Source organism: Cellulomonas sp. P24 (assembly GCF_024704385.1).
GTDB lineage: Bacteria > Actinomycetota > Actinomycetes > Actinomycetales > Cellulomonadaceae > JAJDFX01.
Genome location: NZ_JAJDFX010000002.1, coordinates 2,368,785 through 2,385,090, shown reverse-complemented (window position 1 = coordinate 2,385,090; position 16,306 = coordinate 2,368,785). Strand labels below are relative to the sequence as shown.

The window sequence follows — 16,306 nt, the reverse complement described above, 5'->3', positions numbered from 1 at the left end:
ACTCCTCGTCGTCGTCAGAACGTCAGTTCAGTGCTTCAGGGTGCGAGGCGAGGAAGTCGCTGATGTTGTCAGCGCTGACCAGGATCCCCGGCACGTCGACGGTCTTCGGCTGCCAGCTGCTGCCCGCCTTGATCGCCTCCATGGTCGTGGTGAACATGGTCGCGCCCTCCTTGACCCCGTCCTCGTAGACGGTGGCGGTCAGGCTGCCGTCCTGAACCGCCTTGATCGCGGTGCTCGAGCCGTTGATGCCGTAGGTCTTGACGTCGGTGCGTCCCTGCTGCTTGATCGCGGAGATCGCGCCGAGGGTCGGGTCCTCCCAGCAGCCCCACACGGCGAGGTTGCCCGAGCCGGCAGGGTGCGCGGCGAGCCACGCGGTGGCGTACTTGGCGCCGTCCTGCAGGAACCCGGGAATGGTGACCTCGTTCTTGGTCACGGTGACCTTGGGTGCCTTCGCGAGCATCTCGTCGAAGAGGTCCTCGCGGTCGCGACACACCTGTCCGGTCCGGTACGTCAGGGCGAGCACCTGACCCTCGTCGCTCATGTCGCTGAGCAGCTTCGCGGTTGCGGGCTCGGCGAACGGCCCGCCGGCGCCGGTCGTCATGACGATGCCGTCGCCGGGGCCACCGCCCCAGGTCGCCACGGGGATGCCGGCGGACTTCGCTGCCGCGAGGCCAGCACCGAGGGACGACGCGGGGAACACCAGGTCGAAGATCATCCCGGCCTTCTTGTTCGCGAAGTTCACGATCGCCGCGTTCGCCTGGTCGGCGCTGCCCTGGGCGTCGACGACGTCGACGGTCCAGCCGGCGGCCTCTGCAGCCGCGGTCGCGCCCTTGATCACGCGGGCGTTGTTCGCGTCGGTCGCGGTGATCGACACGATGCCGAGCAGCTTTCCGCCCGCCGCCGTACCCGACGTGCCGGTCGACGGTGCGGTGGAGCTGCAGCCGGCGAGTGCGACGATCCCGATCGCCACTGCGGCGATCACGCTGGTGTGTTGCTTGCGCATTTTCTACTCCTCTTTGAGCTTGTTGTGCGATGCGACGTGCGGACTGCGGTCGTGCAGGTGTGTCAGTAGATGACGCCAGAGACGAGGATGACGTTGGCGTATGCACGGCAGTCACCGGTGCGGATCATTCCGCGGGCGCCTGTCGCCATCTTCTTGAAATCGACGTGGGGAATGCTCTGGGCAGACGCCTCGGGAAAGACGCTCAAGATGTCCGCGGCACGGTCGCCCAGGACGGCCACGGCCTCGTCGGCGAAGTGGAACCTCTCCACCTGCAGCTCGCGGCCGACCATCGCGACGACCTCGTCCACGGTCGGGCTGCCCGCGGAGAGCGTCAGGTCGACGCACGGGACACCCGGCGGGACCGAGAATCCCGCATCCGAGACGATCAGCGTGTCGTAGTGGCCCATCTGCGCGACGAGCGCCGAGACGTCGCGATTGAGAATTCCTGTCTTCTTCATCGGGTTCCCTTCGTTTCTCAGATCCGTGAGGTGACACCATCGGCGAGCACGAGCTCGGCGACGGAGAGGTGATCGGGGAACTCCTTGGACGGGTGCCGGACGAATGTCTCGCCCTCGTGGGCGATCACGAGCCGGTCCGTCGATCCGGCGGCGCGAAGCATCTCGTCGATCGTCGTGAGGTTGTTCCAGGAGCTGCCGCCACCGAAGCCGATGCTCACGTAGGTGCCGTCGTGGTCGAGGCCTTCGGCGTTCTCGTAGCTGTACATGTTGTCGCCGGTGACGACCCAGTTCTGCCCGCCCGTCGTGACGACGACGTACTGGGATCCAGGCGTGTGGGTGTCCTTCGCCGCACGTACGCTCAGCCCGGGGACCAGGTCCGGAAGATCTCCGTCGAGCAGGACGAGACGCCCTTCCTGCTCGAGCTCGGTGAGCATCTCGATGTCGCCCGGGTCGATCGCGCCGATGATCGACTTGAACAGGTGCGCATTGGCCAGGGCCCAACGGGAGCCCTCCAGCTCGGTGCGCTGGAGGTAGAACGTGGCGTTCGGGAACCGCCGAGCCGCACCCGCGTGGTCGTAGTGGGCGTGGGTGAGGACGACGATGTCGATGTCCTCAGGACGCACGCCGACCTTCGCCAGGACGGCATCGGGGGCCTGCCAGTCGATGACGTCGTACCGGGAGGACAGCACCTGGTTGGAGCTCTCGTCGTCGTGGCCGACATCCACGAGGATGCGGTGGCCGTCGCCTTCCACGTAGACGTAGCTGTACGGGAACTTCCGGGTGCCGACGTTCCACTGCCCGTAGAAGATGCAGCCCATCGGCTGTGTCAGACAGTGCGCGTACTCGAGCATCCAGATGGAGAATCCGCTCACGGTCCTACCCCTCTCTCACTGTTGCCAGGGCCGCGTCATCGCGCCCCTCGTCGTCGCCCTCGGAGCGCTGTCGCGCCTGGAGGCGAAGCAGCACCTCCTCAGGCACCGGTGCCGCGTCAGCTGCGCCGCGACGTCCGACGGCGATGCCGGAGGCGACGATCGCGTACTCGACCGCCGACGCCAGCGCGTCGCCGAGCGAGAGGCGCGCCGCGAGGTTTCCGCAGAAGCAGTCGCCCGCACCCGTCGTGTCGACCGCGTCGACCGACTCGGCCGCGAACACCCGCGAGTCCTCTCCCGTGACCAGCAGCACCCCCGCCGGGCCGAGAGTCACGATGACGTCGCACCCGCCGAGGAGCGCCGAGAGGCTGCGAGCCCGCTCGAGGACGTTGCTGCCGCGCGCGAGAGCGGCCAGCTCGCCCTCGTTCGGGACGACAAGATCGACGAGGCCCCGGAAGGCGTCGATCGGCCCGGCGGGTGCCGGGTTCAGCACGACGTAGGCGCCGGCGGCCTTGGCGAGCTCGGCAGCGCGGACCGCGGTCGACTCCGGGATCTCCCGCTGGAGGAGCAGCACCCGCGCGTCGGACACGAGCGCGGAGTGCGCCATGAGGTGCTCGACGGTGAACTGGTCGTTCGCACCGGGGACGACGACGATGGCGTTCTCGCCGCTCTCGTCGACCACGGGCACGCCCACTCCGGTGCCGGACTCGGGATCCAGGCCGATGCCGTCGGTCTCGATGCCCTCGATTCGGGCTCGGTTGAGGAATCGGCGCCCGAGGTCGTCGTCGCCGACCCGCCCGAGCATCCGGACGGTCACTCCGGCCCGCGAGGCGGCGACCGCCTGGTTGAAGCCCTTGCCACCCTCCGACACGTGGAACCCGAGGCCGCGAACGGTCTCGCCCGGCCGAGGGCGGCGTTCCACGTAGACGAGGTGGTCCATCATGAAGCTGCCGACCACCACGACGTCGGAGGTCATCGCTGGTCCTCGCCGGTCGCGAGCTGCTCACCGAGCGAACCCGACGGGTGGCGCAGGTGGAAGTCGTCCGGGGTGAAGCGCGCCACTGCCATCGCGGCGGCGGCCAGCGCATCTCCCAGCGCGAGAGCGGCGGTCGTCGACGCCGTGGGCGCCAGGTTCAAGGGGTCTGCCTCGCGAGCGACCGAGGCGTCGATCACGGCACTGCTCAGGTCCGCGAGCGGCGAGTCCTTGACCCCGACGAGGGCGATGACCGGCACTCCGATCGACACGGCGTAGCGAGCGAACGCCACCGCCTCGGCGGTGCGACCGGAGTTCGACAGGGCGATCAGGAGGTCCCCGCGGGTCAATGCGCCCGAGTCTCCGTGCAGGGCTTCCGTCGCGTGGACGAACTGCGCCGGCCTGCCCACGCTCGACAGGGTCGCCGCGATCTTCCCGGCCACGTGTCCCGACTTCCCCAGACCCGTCACGACCGTTCGCCCGCTGCAGGCGACGAGGAGCTCGACCGCACGGAAGAAGTCATCGCCCAACCGGCTCGATACCGCCTCGAGCGCGTCCCGTTCACTCTGGAGCGCATCGGCAGCAGCACCGAACGCCACCTTGCGGAGGTCGACGGGATCTCCCGCGACACTCACGTCGTCCACGTTCGCGCTCATCGATCTACTTCCTTGTAATCGTGTACGTAATCGTGTACTCACCGTAGAGCCGCCTCTGTGGGCTGTCAAGACGTCGTCGGCTCAGGCTGTCCACGCCCACCCTCCCGGGAAACCGGACGACGCCGAGGACTGGCATCATCGGCCCGTGACCATCGACTCCACGCCGCCCTTCGAGCTGCTCCCCACCGACCCCCGACCCGACATCCGGCTCATCGCGGCGGACATGGACGGCACCCTCCTCGACCAGCACGACCAGCTCCACGAGCACCTCTGGCCGCTGCTCGACGAGCTGGACCGTCGGGGCATCGTCTTCTGCCCGGCGAGCGGACGGCAGTACGACAACCTCCTCGAGCGCTTCCGCGACGTCGCCGACCGGGTCGTGTTCATCGCGGAGAACGGGACGTACATCGTGCGCGACGGGCAGGAGGTTGCCTCGGACTGCCTGGCAGGCGACGCGGTTGCGGATCTCGTCGGAACAGCGCGCGACCTCATCGCCTCGGGCGTGGACGTCGGTGTCGTGGTGTGCGGGAAGGGCTCCGCCTACGTCGAGCGGGAGGATCCGCGATTCCTGGAGCAGGTGATGCGGTTCTTCAGTCGCGTTCAGGTTGTCCCCGACCTGCTCGACGCTCCCGATGACGACGTGCTCAAGGTCGCATTCTTCGACTTCGGATCCGCCGAGACCACGACCGCTCCGGCTCTGTCGGCCTACCACGCGTCTCTGCAGGTCGTGGTCTCAGGCGCCCACTGGGTCGACGTCATCAGCCAGACCGCGAACAAGGGAGCCGCAGTCCGCCGTCTTCAGCAGGAGATGGGGATCGAACGCTCTCAGACGATGGTGTTCGGCGACTTCCTGAACGATCTGCAGATGATGGACACGGCGGACTACTCGTTCGCGATGGACAATGCACATCCCGTGGTTCGTGATGCAGCACGCTTCATCGCACCATCGAACAACCACAACGGCGTCGTCCGGACGATCTCGACGGTTCTCGGGCTGGAATGGAGCGACTGACGCGAACGTGGGCCATCGGTCTCGTGGGGCGCCGCGGAGCGCGCGAGTCCTCTCCCGAGGTCCGGTGAGCCCCTCCGCCGATGTCCGCACACGAGCCCTCCGTGGTGCCGCGAACCCCCACGCGCATGGCGGCAGGGGGCCCCGAGAACGACGAAACTCCCCGTCAGAAGCCCGTCCGGGCTCCTCACGAGGAGTTCTGTCACTCACGGGCCTGAGGTTGATCAGGCACCCAGAGCGGAGACGGTGGGATTTGAACCCACGGAAGGGTTACCCCTTCACGACCTTAGCAGGGTCGCGCACTAGACCTGGCTATGCGACGTCTCCAAGCCCGCCTAGGCTACCTGTCCGCCGTCGTCGCAGCAAAAGCCCTCTGTGCAGGCACGACGGGACCGCTCGTCACCTCTCGTACGCCCAGGTCGCGTCGGTCAGCATGCGGCCGACGGCGAGGCCGATCGAGATGGCGATGACGACGAGCGCGGCCTGGACACCGAACGCCAGCGCCTGCGTCGTGTCGCCGTTGCTGAGGTGGAACACCGACCGGTACGCGGTCGCGCCGGGCACCATGATGACGACCGCCGGGACGTAGATCGTGATCCGCGGGACCCGGAGCCGCGGGGCGACCCACGCGGACAGCAGGCCGACGATCAGCGCGGCGGCGGCGGCCCCGGCCTGTGCGGCCGCGCCGACCTCGACGAGCTGGATACGGACGACGTTCGCCACCATCCCGACGAGTGCGGCACCGATCGCCATCTTCCACGGGCTGTTGAACATCAGCGCGAAGCCGAGCACCCCGAGGAAGCTCGCGACCAGGCGAAGGGCGATGAGCACGAGGAACGGCAGCCGCGGGCCAGCGACCGGGGCCGGGTCGAGACCGGCCGCCACGGACACGCCCCACACGGCCAGCGCCGCCGAGCTGAGGATCATCAGCGCATAGGTGAGCCGTGCCAGCCCGGCGGAGAAGTCCAGCTTGGCGAGGTCCAGCGAGCCGGTGACGAGCGGGAACCCCGGCACCAGGAACAGCACGGCCGAGATGTACCCGGCCTGGTGGTGCGCCCCGACGGAGCCGACCGCCTGCAGGGCCTGGATAAACCCCAGGTAGGTCAGGCATGCGGCGGCCGCGGCGATCATCGTCACGCCGAACTGGTTGAAGCCGCGGGTCAGCAGCGCGCGCCGCACGTACTGGCCGACGCCGGCCCCGATGAACACCACGAGGCACTCGATCGGCCCGCCGTTGTTGAGGAACGCGAACGCGGCACACGCGATCGCGGACCACAGCGCGTTGAGCAGCCCGGAGTAGAGGGGTCGCCGGGCCGTGATCGCGTCGAGCTTCTCGGTGACCTCCTCGACCGTCGATCCTGGGCGGAGGGTCGACGCCATGACCTCGAGCGCGGAGAGGCGGTCGGAGTTGATGCCGATCGAGCGGACCTCGGCGACCTCGGTGCGGAAGCTCGAGCCGCGGTGCGAGGTCGTGGTGATCTCGGTGAGGGTCACGTGCGCCTCGTGGCGGTCGATGCCGAGCGCGGTCGCGACTCGTTCCATCGTGTTCTTCACCCGGTAGGAGCCCGTCCCTGCGGAGAGGCTCAGCTTGCCGGCACGGAGCGCGACGCCGGACTGACGGATGAGCTCGAGCTCGTCATCGGTGGGGATCGTGGGCACGGGGACCATCATGACGCGTCCACGGGACATCGCGAGCAGGACATCCGGCCCGGTCGCCGACGGGATCACGGCCGACCGCCGCGCACCCTGCGGGCGGACGTCGACGGGGTGCGACGGCCCCGTCCGAGGCGGTGGGTGTGGGGTTCGAACCCACGGTGCCGAGATCATCGGCACTCAGGTTTTCAAGACCTGCGCATTCGGCCGCTCTGCCAACCCACCAGAACCGTGACGAGCACGGTGCGTGCACATCATGCCAGGCCTTCCCACCACCGCGGGGCCCGTCCCGGGCTGACGACCTCGACCCCGTAGATCACCGCGACCTGGGCGAGCAGCTGGTCGTAGGTGGCGACCGCCGTGACGTCCGGCTCCGCCACCGCGACCCCCAGGTGCAACGCCGCGAACGGGGGCAGCACCGACGACGCCATCGCCGCCGTCGCCAGGCACTGGTCGGAGAACCGGACCACCGTGAGCCGGTCGGCGACGTCGCGGGCGGCCTGACGCGCCTCGATGCCACGCGGCTCCGCCTCACGCCGCAGCTCCGAGAGGGCGAGCTCCGACGTCACGAGGGACCCGTCGTGCTCGGCGGCCCACGCGACCCACTCCGCATGCTCGGCCGCGCCCTCCAGGAACCGGCTCAGCGCCGTCCCGTCGACGTAGGTCTGCATGCCGTCCTCTGGGCCGTGTTCTCCGCGTCCCGACGCCGCCGCTGGGACCCGCAGAGTCTACAGAGACGTCGACGCCGGAGAGGGCCCGCGCTGGTCCGCACGGGCGCCCTCCGGCGTCACGATCGAGGTCAGACGGTCACGCCCCGCGCAGCCGCTCCATCGCGAGCTGCACCAGCGAGATCAGCGTCTGCTTCGTGGCGGCCCGGGACCGCGCGTCCGTGTAGAGCACGGGGACGTGCGCCGGGATGGCGAGCGCCTCGCGGACGTCCTCGAGCTGGTGCTTGGCGATCCCGTCGAAGCAGTTGACGCCGACGACGAACGGGATGCCGCGGCTCTCGAAGTAGTCCACCGCGGGGAAGCACTGGTCGAGCCGGTCGGTGTCGACCAGGACGACGGCGCCGATCGCACCGCGGACCAGGTCGTCCCACATGAACAGGAAGCGGTCCTGGCCCGGCGTGCCGAACAGGTAGAGCCACAAGGACCCCGGCAGGGCGATGCGACCGAAGTCCATCGCGACCGTGGTGGTCGTCTTGCGGTCGGAGACACCACCGGCGTCGTCGACGCCGACGGAGTGCTCGGTCATCGCCGCCTCGGTGTTCAGCGGCTCGATGTCCGAGATGGACCCGATGAAGGTGGTCTTGCCGACGGCGAAGCCGCCTGCGACGACGATCTTGACAACGGTGGGCGCGACGCCTCCGGTGGCCGAGTGCTCGGCGACCGCGGCTTCAGAGGGCGGAAATGCCATTGAGAACACTCTCCAGCACACTGAGGGACAGGGCAGGTGACTGACCCGTGTGGACCTCGACGGGCGTCGAGGTGTGCACGCGGATGTACTTGGCGTCGGCGAGGTCGGAGACGACGATGCGCACCACGCCCAGCGGCAGGTGGAGCATCGCCGACAGCTCGGCGACGGAGATGTAGGTATGCGCGGCGTGCTGCAGGATCGCGCGCTTCTCGGGTGTCAGACCACTGCTCGTGACAGCGCCCGGCATCACCTCGACCAGGGCCTCGAGAGGCAGGTCCGCGGACCGTGACGACCGCACCCGGCCACCGGTCACGGCGTACGGACGGACCGTCCTTGCCTCGTACTCGATGTGGTCACTCATCGCTACCTCATCCCAGTGGGGATCGTGTCGCGCCGTCGACGGGAAGCTGGCCGCGCATCTCGGTGATCAGCTGCGGTGTGAGGGTTGCCTCGGTACGGGACACGAGCATAGCCATCTCGTACCCGATGAGGCCCACATCACAGCTCGACTCGGCGACCACCGCGAGGACGGAGCCGTTCGAGACGCTCATGAGGAACAGGAAGAGGTTGTCCATCTCGACGATGGCCTGACGAACCTCACCCGCGCGGAGCTGACGCGAGGCGCCACGGGTCAGGCTCGACATACCGGAGACGATCGCCGCCAGCTGGTCACCGCTCGTGCGGTCCAGCTGCTCGGACATCGCCATGAGCAGGCCGTCGGCAGACACCACGAGCGTGTGCCGAGTGCCTGGCACGGTCCGGACGAAGTTGTCCAGGAGCCAGCCGAAGTTGGCTGCCTCAGTGCTGAGCGCTGTCACTCTTCCTCCTTGTGGCGGCAGCCAGCGGCTGCGAGGTAGCTCGTCACCATGACGGTGTCGAAGGCGTGTTGTCATGATCGTCATCGATCACGAAATCTTGAGTCCCTGATGCGGGTGACGTCTCGGCGAGCGAGGCATCGGCCGTCGGTGACCCGGTCGGGGCGTCCTCCGTGGCGCGACGGCCACGACTCGTCCCGGACTGGAAGCTGGACAGCCGAGAACGCAGCTGCGCGGCATCCCGATTGACGGCGCGGTCGCCGTCGGGCTTGACGATCTCCGGCGCCTTGGGGATCGCGGTCGGCACCCGGCGCGTCAGGGCGCCCGTGCCGGCGGGTCCGTTGCTCACGATCGTCGGGCGGTACGCCGAGAGCTGGCTGAGCTCGGAGAGCGCCTGCTCCTGGATGTCCGACCGCAGCGCGAGCATCGCCGCGACCTCGTCGTCGAGGGCACCGTTGCGGACCGGCTGGGCGTCCGTGAACGAGGACGCCATGACGTCCGGCACCACCGGCGGCGACCAGCTGGTCGGAGCCTCGTGCACGATCGGCGGGGTGAAGACCGGAGCGACAGTCGGCGGGGTGAACGCCGCAGGCGCTCCGCCGGGGGGCGCGGCGGACGCTGCAGCCGGAGCCCACGCGGGAGCGGACGGCGGCGTCGACGGGGGCTCGGGTGCCGCGTGCGCCTGGCTCGACGCGCCGAAGGCCGACGATCGCACCGGCGCCTGCGGCTCGAGCGACGGCACGTCGCCTGCCGGGAGGAACACGGCCGGCTGCTGTCGCGCGAAGCCCTGACCGACCCGGTCCGCGGCAGCGCGGTCGGCCTCCTGCGGCGCAGTCGACCGGGAGTCGGACGGGTCCGGGCGATCGGCCTTCTTGCGTCCGAACAGGCTCCACCTGCGCTTCGGGGCGTCCGTCGGCGCCGCCGAGGCACCCACGACGTCGCCGAACGCCGGAGCCGACTCGGTCTGTGCGCGCTGCTGCCACGCGGGGAGCGTCGCCGGTTCGGGGCGCACCTCCGGCGCCGCTGGGGCGACGATGCTCGAGAACGGGACCACCGGCACGCCGGGCTCACCGTCACCACGCTCGGCGGGGTCGACGATCCCGGCCGGCTCGACCGGCGGGTTCGGGACGGGGCGGCTCGGCAGGACCGTGGCGCCAGGGGCCGGTGCGCTGCCGGTCGGCACCGGGGTGCGCGACGGCAGCGCACCTCCAGGAGACACGGCACCGTCCGTCGTGGGCGCAGGCGCGCCCGGGCTGAGGGTCTGGAAGCCCGTCGGCGGCGGGGCCGGCATCCACGGCATCGAGGCGTCGACCTCGCGGAGGTCGGGGGCTGCCTCGGTGCGCGTCGGCAACGGTGCGGCCACCGCCGGAGGGACCGTCGTGCCGCCCTGGGGGGCGCCCGGGGGCGGGACGACGGGCGACGGGTGCGTCAGCGGGTCGAGGTGCTCACCGGCGCTCCAGGCACGCGCCTCGTCGAGGTGCGGTTCGAAGCCGAGGGGCGCAGCCGACGAGAACGTCGCGGTCGCGGTGCTCTCGACCTCGGTCGCCGCGCCGTCGCGCCGTGCGAGCGGCGCCGGACCGGCGGACGGGAAGACCGGTGCCCAGGCCTGTTCCGGTGCCCACGCCTGCTGAGGCGCCCAGGGCGAGTCGACGCCGGGCGCTGCTGCCCCGTCCGTGGGTGTCGTCGGCTCCAGCGGAGCGGGGTTCGCGACGGGCGGCACCACGTCGGAGGTGTGCTCGGGTGCCGTGGGAGCGCCACGCCGGGCGAGCGGGGCTGTCGGTTCCCATCGCGGTGCCGGGACGTTGTCCGGAGCCCAGACGCGCTCAGCGCCCGGGTCCGGCTCGCGCGGCTGGTCCGGGAGCGGTGTGGCCGGTTCCGACGTCTGCGGGGCCGGCGGGGGTGCCCACGCCGCAGGCGGCCCCGCCGGATGGCGGGTCGGGAGAACGGTGGGCTCGGGCGGCGTGTCGACCGTTGTCGGCGCCGATCCGTCACGCACGACGGGTACCGGCTCCCAGTTGCGGCCGGGCACGTAGACCTCGTCGTCCTCGTCGTCGGGGACGAGCCCCGGGATCACGAACGCGGGCATCACCGGGGCAGGTGCAGCCTCGGCGGGGGCGGGTGCCGGGTCCGGTGCCGCCTCGGCGCTCTGCAGCGTCTCGCGGAGCTCCGAGCTCGGACCGTGGTACCTCGTGGCGTGGTAGTCGGCGGCGTAGAAACCGGCGCCGTGCTGGTCGGAGCTGCCCTCGTCGGTACCTCGCACCGGCCGTCCTGCGAGGTCCGCGGGGGCGGGCGCCGGGACGTCGACGCCACGGCGGAACCCGCTGAACAGGCCGGTCCGCACCTCCGGGGCCACCGGAGCAGGTGCCACGGCGGGTTCCTCGGCCGGCGCGTCCTGCCAGTAGGGCGACGCGGCGCGGTTGCGCGCCGGGAGCGACGAGCCCGAGGGGGCCGCGACGTCCGGCTTCCACCCTTCGACGGCACCGGCGAGCTCTGCGGCCAGGCGGGGTTCGACGAGCGCCGGGAGCACGATCTTGCTCTCGTCGCGCTCGCGCAGCTCGGCCTGGGTCACCGGAGGGCGAACGGGCTCCTCGACCGTCGCACCGTCGCGGACGCGCCGCTTCGGGAGGCCGAGCTGGGTCGCACCGTCGGTCAGCGCGCCGAGGTCGACCGCCTCGACCACCGGCGGGACGTCCTCGATCACCGGAGGAGACAGCCAGGCAGCGGCGGCGTCCTCGATCGGCGGCGCGACGGGCTCGATGGCGTGGTCCACGACGGGGGACGGGAGACCGTAGGCGGCGGACATCGTCTCGCTCGCCTGGAACAGGACGACCGGGAACGTCACCTCGACCGTCGTGCCCGTGCCCACCTGGCCACGGCCGATCTGCACGGTGGCACCGAGACGCTGGGCCAGACGGCCGACCACGAACAGCCCGAGTCGTTGCGCACCGAGCGCGTCGCTCGCCGACACGGACCGGATCTTCTCGTTCGCGAGCTCGATCTCCTCGTCGGACATCCCCAGCCCGTGGTCGACCACCGTGACGGTGACGCTGTCGCCGCGCACCCCGGTGCTGACCTCGACGGGCGTGTCCGGCTCGGAGAAGACCGTGGCGTTCTCGAGGATCTCGGCGAGCAGGTGGGCCGACGCGAGGGCGTTGAACCCCAGCATGTGGGGGTCGATCGGGAGGTCCAGCTGGATGCGGTCGTACTGCTCGATCTCGGACGAGGCCGTGCGGATCACGTCGGAGAGCGGCATCGAGTCGCGCATCCGTCGACCGGAGTCGATGCCGGCGAGCACGAGGAGGGACTCGGCGTTGCGGCGCATCCGGGTCGCGAGGTGGTCGAGCCGGAAGAGGTTCGCCAGGGCGTTCGGGTCTTCCTCGGTGCGTTCGAGCGAGTCGATGAAGGACAGCTGCCGGTTGAGGAGCACCTGGTCCCGGCGCGCGACGTTGATGAACATCTCGGCGATCGAGCCACGCAGGGCGGCCTGCTCCTGGGCGACCTGGAGCGTCGTGGCGTTCACCGAGTTGAACGCGTCGGCGAGGCGGCCGACCTCGTCACGCGACTCCACCGGGATCTGCACGAGCTCCATGCCAGGTCCCTCGCCGGGGACGGCGACCTCCTCGACGAGCTTCGGCAGCTGCTCGCGGACGTCCGCGGCAGCCGCGGTGAGGCGGCGGAGCGGGTTGACGATGCCACGCGCGACGAACAGCGCGAAGAACAGCGACAGCCCGACGGCAGCCAGCCCGGTCCCTGCCGTGAGGAGCGCCTTCGAGCGGGCGGCCGACGAGGCCGTCGCTGCCACCTGCGACGCGTCCACGAAGATCTTGTCCCGGACCGCGGACTGGGCCGCGATCTGATCGGCGATCTCCTTCTGCCAGGCGGCCGGGGTGACCGCGGCGATCTCGGCCGGGCTGCCGTTCTGCAGGACGATGCGGAGTCGCTTGAAGTCCTGCGTCGGGTACTTCAGCGGGATGAACAGCTCGGGCCGTCCGAGGTTGGCGACATCTGCCCGCTCGGTCGTGCGGTCGAGCTCGGTCGTCGACTGCTGCGTGACGAAGAGCTGCACGGTACCCGGCGAGCTGCCCTGGAGACGCATGATGGACTCGCCCACGGCCTGCTCGCGAACCAGGTCCTCGTTGCTCTTCTCGATCGAGCCGAACGCGAGGACGTACCCGGCGAGCGAACGGTCCGGGATCGCGTTGGCGACGATCCCGAACAGCGCGATGTCAGCGTTGATCGCACCGTCGAACGTGCTCTGGATGTTGCTCGTCTGGCCGCCGGAGTCGACCTGGGCCCGCAGCGCCGCGAGGTCGGAGTGCTGGTAGTCGCTCTCTCCGAAGGCGGTGCGGACGTTCGCAGGGAACGACGCGAGGACTCCGGTGGTGGAGAGCGGTTCGAGCGCCCTGATCGCCGCGTCGGTCTTGCTCCTCGCAGCCGTGAGCGTCGCGGGATCGGACAACGTGAACAGCGACTTCGCCACCGACGCCGCCCGCTCCTCCTGGAGCGCCTCGATGACGGGCGTGTACGCGTTCATCGCGTTGACGACGGTCTCGACGGCGCTCGCCGTCCGAGCCTCCTGGATCGCCCCGTAACCGACGTACCCCACCACACCGAGCAGCACGATCATGGGCACCGCAAGAACAGCGAGCACTTTGGACCGGATGCCCAACCTGCGAAGCATGTGGACCTCTCTCAACTCAGCTGCTCTGCTGCCCGGATACGAGCACGCGCACGACGTCGGGACAGCGGGGACGCCGCGTGTCCTACATCGGTCAGGGACCCCCTGTGCATTAGCGTGCGGCCCGATCTTGTCACGCGAGACGGGAGCGCGCCCAGACTTTCGTCCGTAGGCTCGTCGATGTGCGCGCAGTCGTGGTGACATCTCCGCAGGGCCCGGACGGGCTGCCCGTCGAGGACCTCCCAGCTCCGGTTCCGGGGCCCGGCGAGGTTCTCATCCGGGTCCGCGCCGCCGGCATCAACAAGGCCGACCTGCTGCAACGGGCCGGCAGCTACCCCCCGCCGCCGGGCGTCACCGACCGCCTCGGGCTCGAGGTGTCCGGCGTGGTGGCCGCCCTGGGAGACGGTGTCACCGGCTGGTCCGAGGGCGATCGGGTCTGCGCCCTCGTGGACGGCGGCGGCTACGCGGAGCTCGTCACCGTGCCCGCCGCTCAGGTGCTCCGGGTCCCGGACGGCATCGACCTGCTCGACGCGGCTGCGCTCCCCGAGGCGGTCTGCACCGCCTGGTCCAACCTCGTCGACGTGGGCGGTCTGACCGCCGGCAGCACGGTCCTGGTGCACGGTGGGTCCGGCGGCGTCGGCGTCGTCGCCGTCCAGCTCGCGGCCGCGCTCGGCGCTCGTGTCCTGACGACCGCGGGCGGCGCCGCCCGCGCCGAGCGGTGCCTCGAGCTCGGTGCCGAGGTGGCGATCGACCACCGCCGGGACGACGTCCTGCACCGGGTGCTCGAGGCGACCGGCGGGGCAGGTGTCGACATCGTCCTCGACGTCCTCGGCGCCGGCGGCCTCGAGACGAACCTGCGCGCGCTGGCGACCGGCGGTCGCCTCGTGGTCATCGGCCTCCAGCAGGGACGACGGGCCGAGATCGACCTCGGGCTGCTCCTGGCCCGTCGTGCCGCGGTGATCGGCACGACGCTCCGCGCCCGGCCGCCGCACGAGAAGGCGGCGATCGTCGACTCCGTCCGGCAGACCGTCTGGCCGATGCTGCTCGACGGCCGGCTGCGTCCCGTCGTGCACGCCCGGCTCCCGCTCGCCGAGGCTGCCGCGGGCCACGAGCTCCTGGCATCGGGTGAAGTCTTCGGCAAGGTCCTTCTCGTCCCCTGAGCGAGATACGGTCGACGACGTCTGCCCATCCAGGAGGAACGCCGCATGAGCACCACGAACGACCCGACTCCCGACCGCACCCCCGTGGCGATCGTCATCCCTGTCACGTCGGCCCCTGAGGACACCACGGACACGGACGGCACGGGCAACATGGGCAACGCGGAGCGCTCGCGGGCCGAGGGTGCTGACACCCCCGTGGTGGGTGAGCCGGCCAAGGTGATGCGCATCGGCACGATGATCAAGCAGCTCCTCGAGGAGGTCCGCACCGCTCCTCTCGACGAGGCGGCACGCGCGCGGCTCGCGTCGGTGCACGAGCGCTCCTTGCGCGAGCTCGAGGAGGGCTTGTCACCGGATCTCGTGGCCGAGCTGCACCGGATCACCCTCCCGTTCACCGAGGACGTCACGCCGTCGGATGCCGAGCTGCGGATCGCCCAGGCGCAGCTCGTCGGGTGGCTCGAGGGCCTGTTCCACGGTCTCCAGACCGCTCTGGTCGCACAGCAGATGGCCACGCAGGCCCAGCTCGCCCAGATGCGCCGCGCCCTTCCCCCGGGTGTCGTGTACCGGCAGCAGGTCGACGGGCCCGGCAGCGACGCAGTGCCCGAGGACGGCGACGACTCCCGGCCGACGCCCGGTCAGTACCTCTAGGAGCCTTGCGGGACCGCAGGCTCGACCACCGTGCGCGTCATCGGCGGGCGCGCCGTCGTGAGGATGATCGCACCGGAGACCAGCGCGAGCCCCACGAGGTCGACCGGTTGCGGCCACTGCCGCAGCGCGACCGCCCCGACCGCGGCGGCCGTCGCCGGCAGCATGGCGAGCAGGATCGCGAAGGTCGCCGCGCTCACCCGCCGGAGCACCACCTGCTCGATCGCGTACGGCACGACCGACGAGAACAGCGCCACCAGCACGACCGCCCCGGCGAGCCGCGCGTCGCCGACGACCGTGCCGAGCGAGCCGGCGAAGAACGGCGCGAACGCGATCGTGCCGGCCGTCATGGCGACGGAGAGCGGCCCGACGCCCGTCCCGCGGTGCGCGGCGCGCCGCCCGAGCACGATGTACCCGGCCCAGAGCATCGCCGCGGCCCCGATGAAGACCAGGCCGAGGCGGACCTCAGGGCCGCCGTCCCGCAGCGTGATCCCCGCGAGCAGCACGACGCCGGCGGCCGCGAGCCCGATGCCGGCCCGTTCACGCCAGCCACGCCCGGTGATGGCCGCGACCGCGACCGGGCCGACGAACTCGATCGCCACGGCGGTGCCGAGCGGCAGCCGGTCGATCGCCAGGTAGAACGTGACGTTCATACCCGCAAGGACGACACCGAAGAGGGCCGTGCCCACCAGCGCGCGACGGGTCCAGGCCTGACGCCACGGTCTCGCCCACGCCAGCAGCACGATCGAGGCCACCGCGACGCGCAGCCAGGCGACCGAACCCGGGCTCAGCTGCATGAACAGACCGACGGCGACGGCCGCACCGACGTACTGCGCGGTGCCCGAGCCGATGAACAGGACGGGTGCGGGGACCCGGTGGCCGGGCGACGACGTGCCGACGACGGCGGGGTGTGTCACGTGCACACGGTAGTGCGCCCCGGACGCGACGAGGGCGCCGCCTCGTGGCGACGCCCT

Annotated in this window: 15 protein-coding genes and 2 tRNA genes; 3 read left to right on the top strand and 14 right to left on the bottom strand. The window is 70.8% G+C overall.

What is annotated here, in order from left to right; all coding sequences use genetic code 11:
* Positions 1-22: 22 nt before the first annotated feature.
* From LJB74_RS11110 to LJB74_RS11090, 5 genes are all read right to left on the bottom strand, one after another.
* The gene (locus LJB74_RS11110; RefSeq protein WP_259308588.1) at positions 23-1,003 is read right to left on the bottom strand and encodes a sugar ABC transporter substrate-binding protein; all 981 of its coding nucleotides are present in this window, start codon (positions 1,001-1,003) and stop codon (positions 23-25) included.
* Positions 1,004-1,065: 62 nt separating this feature from the next.
* Positions 1,066-1,461, bottom strand: coding sequence for a D-ribose pyranase (gene rbsD, locus LJB74_RS11105; protein WP_259308587.1), 396 nt, complete (start codon positions 1,459-1,461; stop codon positions 1,066-1,068).
* 17 nt (positions 1,462-1,478) lie between these two features.
* The gene (locus tag LJB74_RS11100; protein ID WP_259308586.1) at positions 1,479-2,333 is read right to left on the bottom strand and encodes an N-acyl homoserine lactonase family protein; all 855 of its coding nucleotides are present in this window, start codon (positions 2,331-2,333) and stop codon (positions 1,479-1,481) included.
* A 4-nt stretch (positions 2,334-2,337) separates the two neighbouring features.
* On the bottom strand, positions 2,338-3,306 hold the full coding sequence (locus LJB74_RS11095; protein WP_259308585.1) for a ribokinase: 969 nt from the start codon (positions 3,304-3,306) through the stop codon (positions 2,338-2,340).
* Complete coding sequence (locus tag LJB74_RS11090; protein WP_259308584.1) at positions 3,303-3,959, bottom strand: SIS domain-containing protein; 657 nt, start codon at positions 3,957-3,959, stop codon at positions 3,303-3,305. Before LJB74_RS11090 ends, LJB74_RS11095 begins: the two co-directional genes overlap by 4 nt.
* Positions 3,960-4,104: 145 nt before the next feature.
* On the opposite strand from LJB74_RS11090, the gene LJB74_RS11085 reads away from it, so the two are divergent.
* A complete protein-coding gene (locus LJB74_RS11085) occupies positions 4,105-4,971 on the top strand; it encodes a Cof-type HAD-IIB family hydrolase (RefSeq protein ID WP_259308583.1) in 867 nt (288 codons plus the stop codon).
* A gap of 235 nt (positions 4,972-5,206) precedes the next feature.
* Here the strand turns inward: LJB74_RS11085 and LJB74_RS11080 are convergent.
* From LJB74_RS11080 to LJB74_RS11045, 8 genes are all read right to left on the bottom strand, one after another.
* A tRNA-Ser gene (locus LJB74_RS11080) sits at positions 5,207-5,295 on the bottom strand.
* Between the two features lie 72 nt (positions 5,296-5,367).
* Positions 5,368-6,636 carry a threonine/serine exporter ThrE family protein gene (locus LJB74_RS11075; RefSeq protein ID WP_259310344.1) on the bottom strand — a complete coding sequence of 423 codons (1,269 nt, stop codon included), beginning with the start codon at positions 6,634-6,636 and terminating at the stop codon, positions 5,368-5,370.
* A 120-nt stretch (positions 6,637-6,756) separates the two neighbouring features.
* Positions 6,757-6,846, bottom strand: a tRNA-Ser gene (locus LJB74_RS11070).
* 29 nt (positions 6,847-6,875) lie between these two features.
* A complete protein-coding gene (locus LJB74_RS11065) occupies positions 6,876-7,292 on the bottom strand; it encodes a PIN domain-containing protein (protein ID WP_259308582.1) in 417 nt (138 codons plus the stop codon).
* Positions 7,293-7,428: 136 nt separating this feature from the next.
* Entirely contained in the window at positions 7,429-8,037 is a 609-nt protein-coding gene (locus tag LJB74_RS11060) for an ATP/GTP-binding protein (RefSeq protein ID WP_259308581.1), read from the bottom strand.
* Complete coding sequence (locus tag LJB74_RS11055) at positions 8,018-8,398, bottom strand: DUF742 domain-containing protein (protein WP_259308580.1); 381 nt, start codon at positions 8,396-8,398, stop codon at positions 8,018-8,020. The genes LJB74_RS11060 and LJB74_RS11055 overlap by 20 nt, the downstream gene beginning before the upstream one ends.
* Positions 8,399-8,405: 7 nt before the next feature.
* Positions 8,406-8,855, bottom strand: coding sequence for a roadblock/LC7 domain-containing protein (locus tag LJB74_RS11050; protein ID WP_259308579.1), 450 nt, complete (start codon positions 8,853-8,855; stop codon positions 8,406-8,408).
* A gap of 43 nt (positions 8,856-8,898) precedes the next feature.
* On the bottom strand, positions 8,899-13,533 hold the full coding sequence (locus LJB74_RS11045; protein WP_259308578.1) for a nitrate- and nitrite sensing domain-containing protein: 4,635 nt from the start codon (positions 13,531-13,533) through the stop codon (positions 8,899-8,901).
* Between the two features lie 179 nt (positions 13,534-13,712).
* Here LJB74_RS11045 and LJB74_RS11040 point away from each other — a divergent pair, with 179 nt between their 5' ends.
* Both LJB74_RS11040 and LJB74_RS11035 read left to right on the top strand, forming a co-directional pair.
* Complete coding sequence (locus LJB74_RS11040; protein WP_259308577.1) at positions 13,713-14,690, top strand: NAD(P)H-quinone oxidoreductase; 978 nt, start codon at positions 13,713-13,715, stop codon at positions 14,688-14,690.
* Between the two features lie 45 nt (positions 14,691-14,735).
* Positions 14,736-15,335, top strand: coding sequence for a bacterial proteasome activator family protein (locus LJB74_RS11035; protein WP_259308576.1), 600 nt, complete (start codon positions 14,736-14,738; stop codon positions 15,333-15,335).
* Here the strand turns inward: LJB74_RS11035 and LJB74_RS11030 are convergent.
* Positions 15,332-16,249: a DMT family transporter gene (locus LJB74_RS11030; protein ID WP_259308575.1), complete on the bottom strand. Its 918-nt coding sequence runs from the start codon at positions 16,247-16,249 to the stop codon at positions 15,332-15,334. The two genes, LJB74_RS11035 and LJB74_RS11030, sit on opposite strands and share 4 nt — an antisense overlap.
* Positions 16,250-16,306 lie beyond the last annotated feature (57 nt).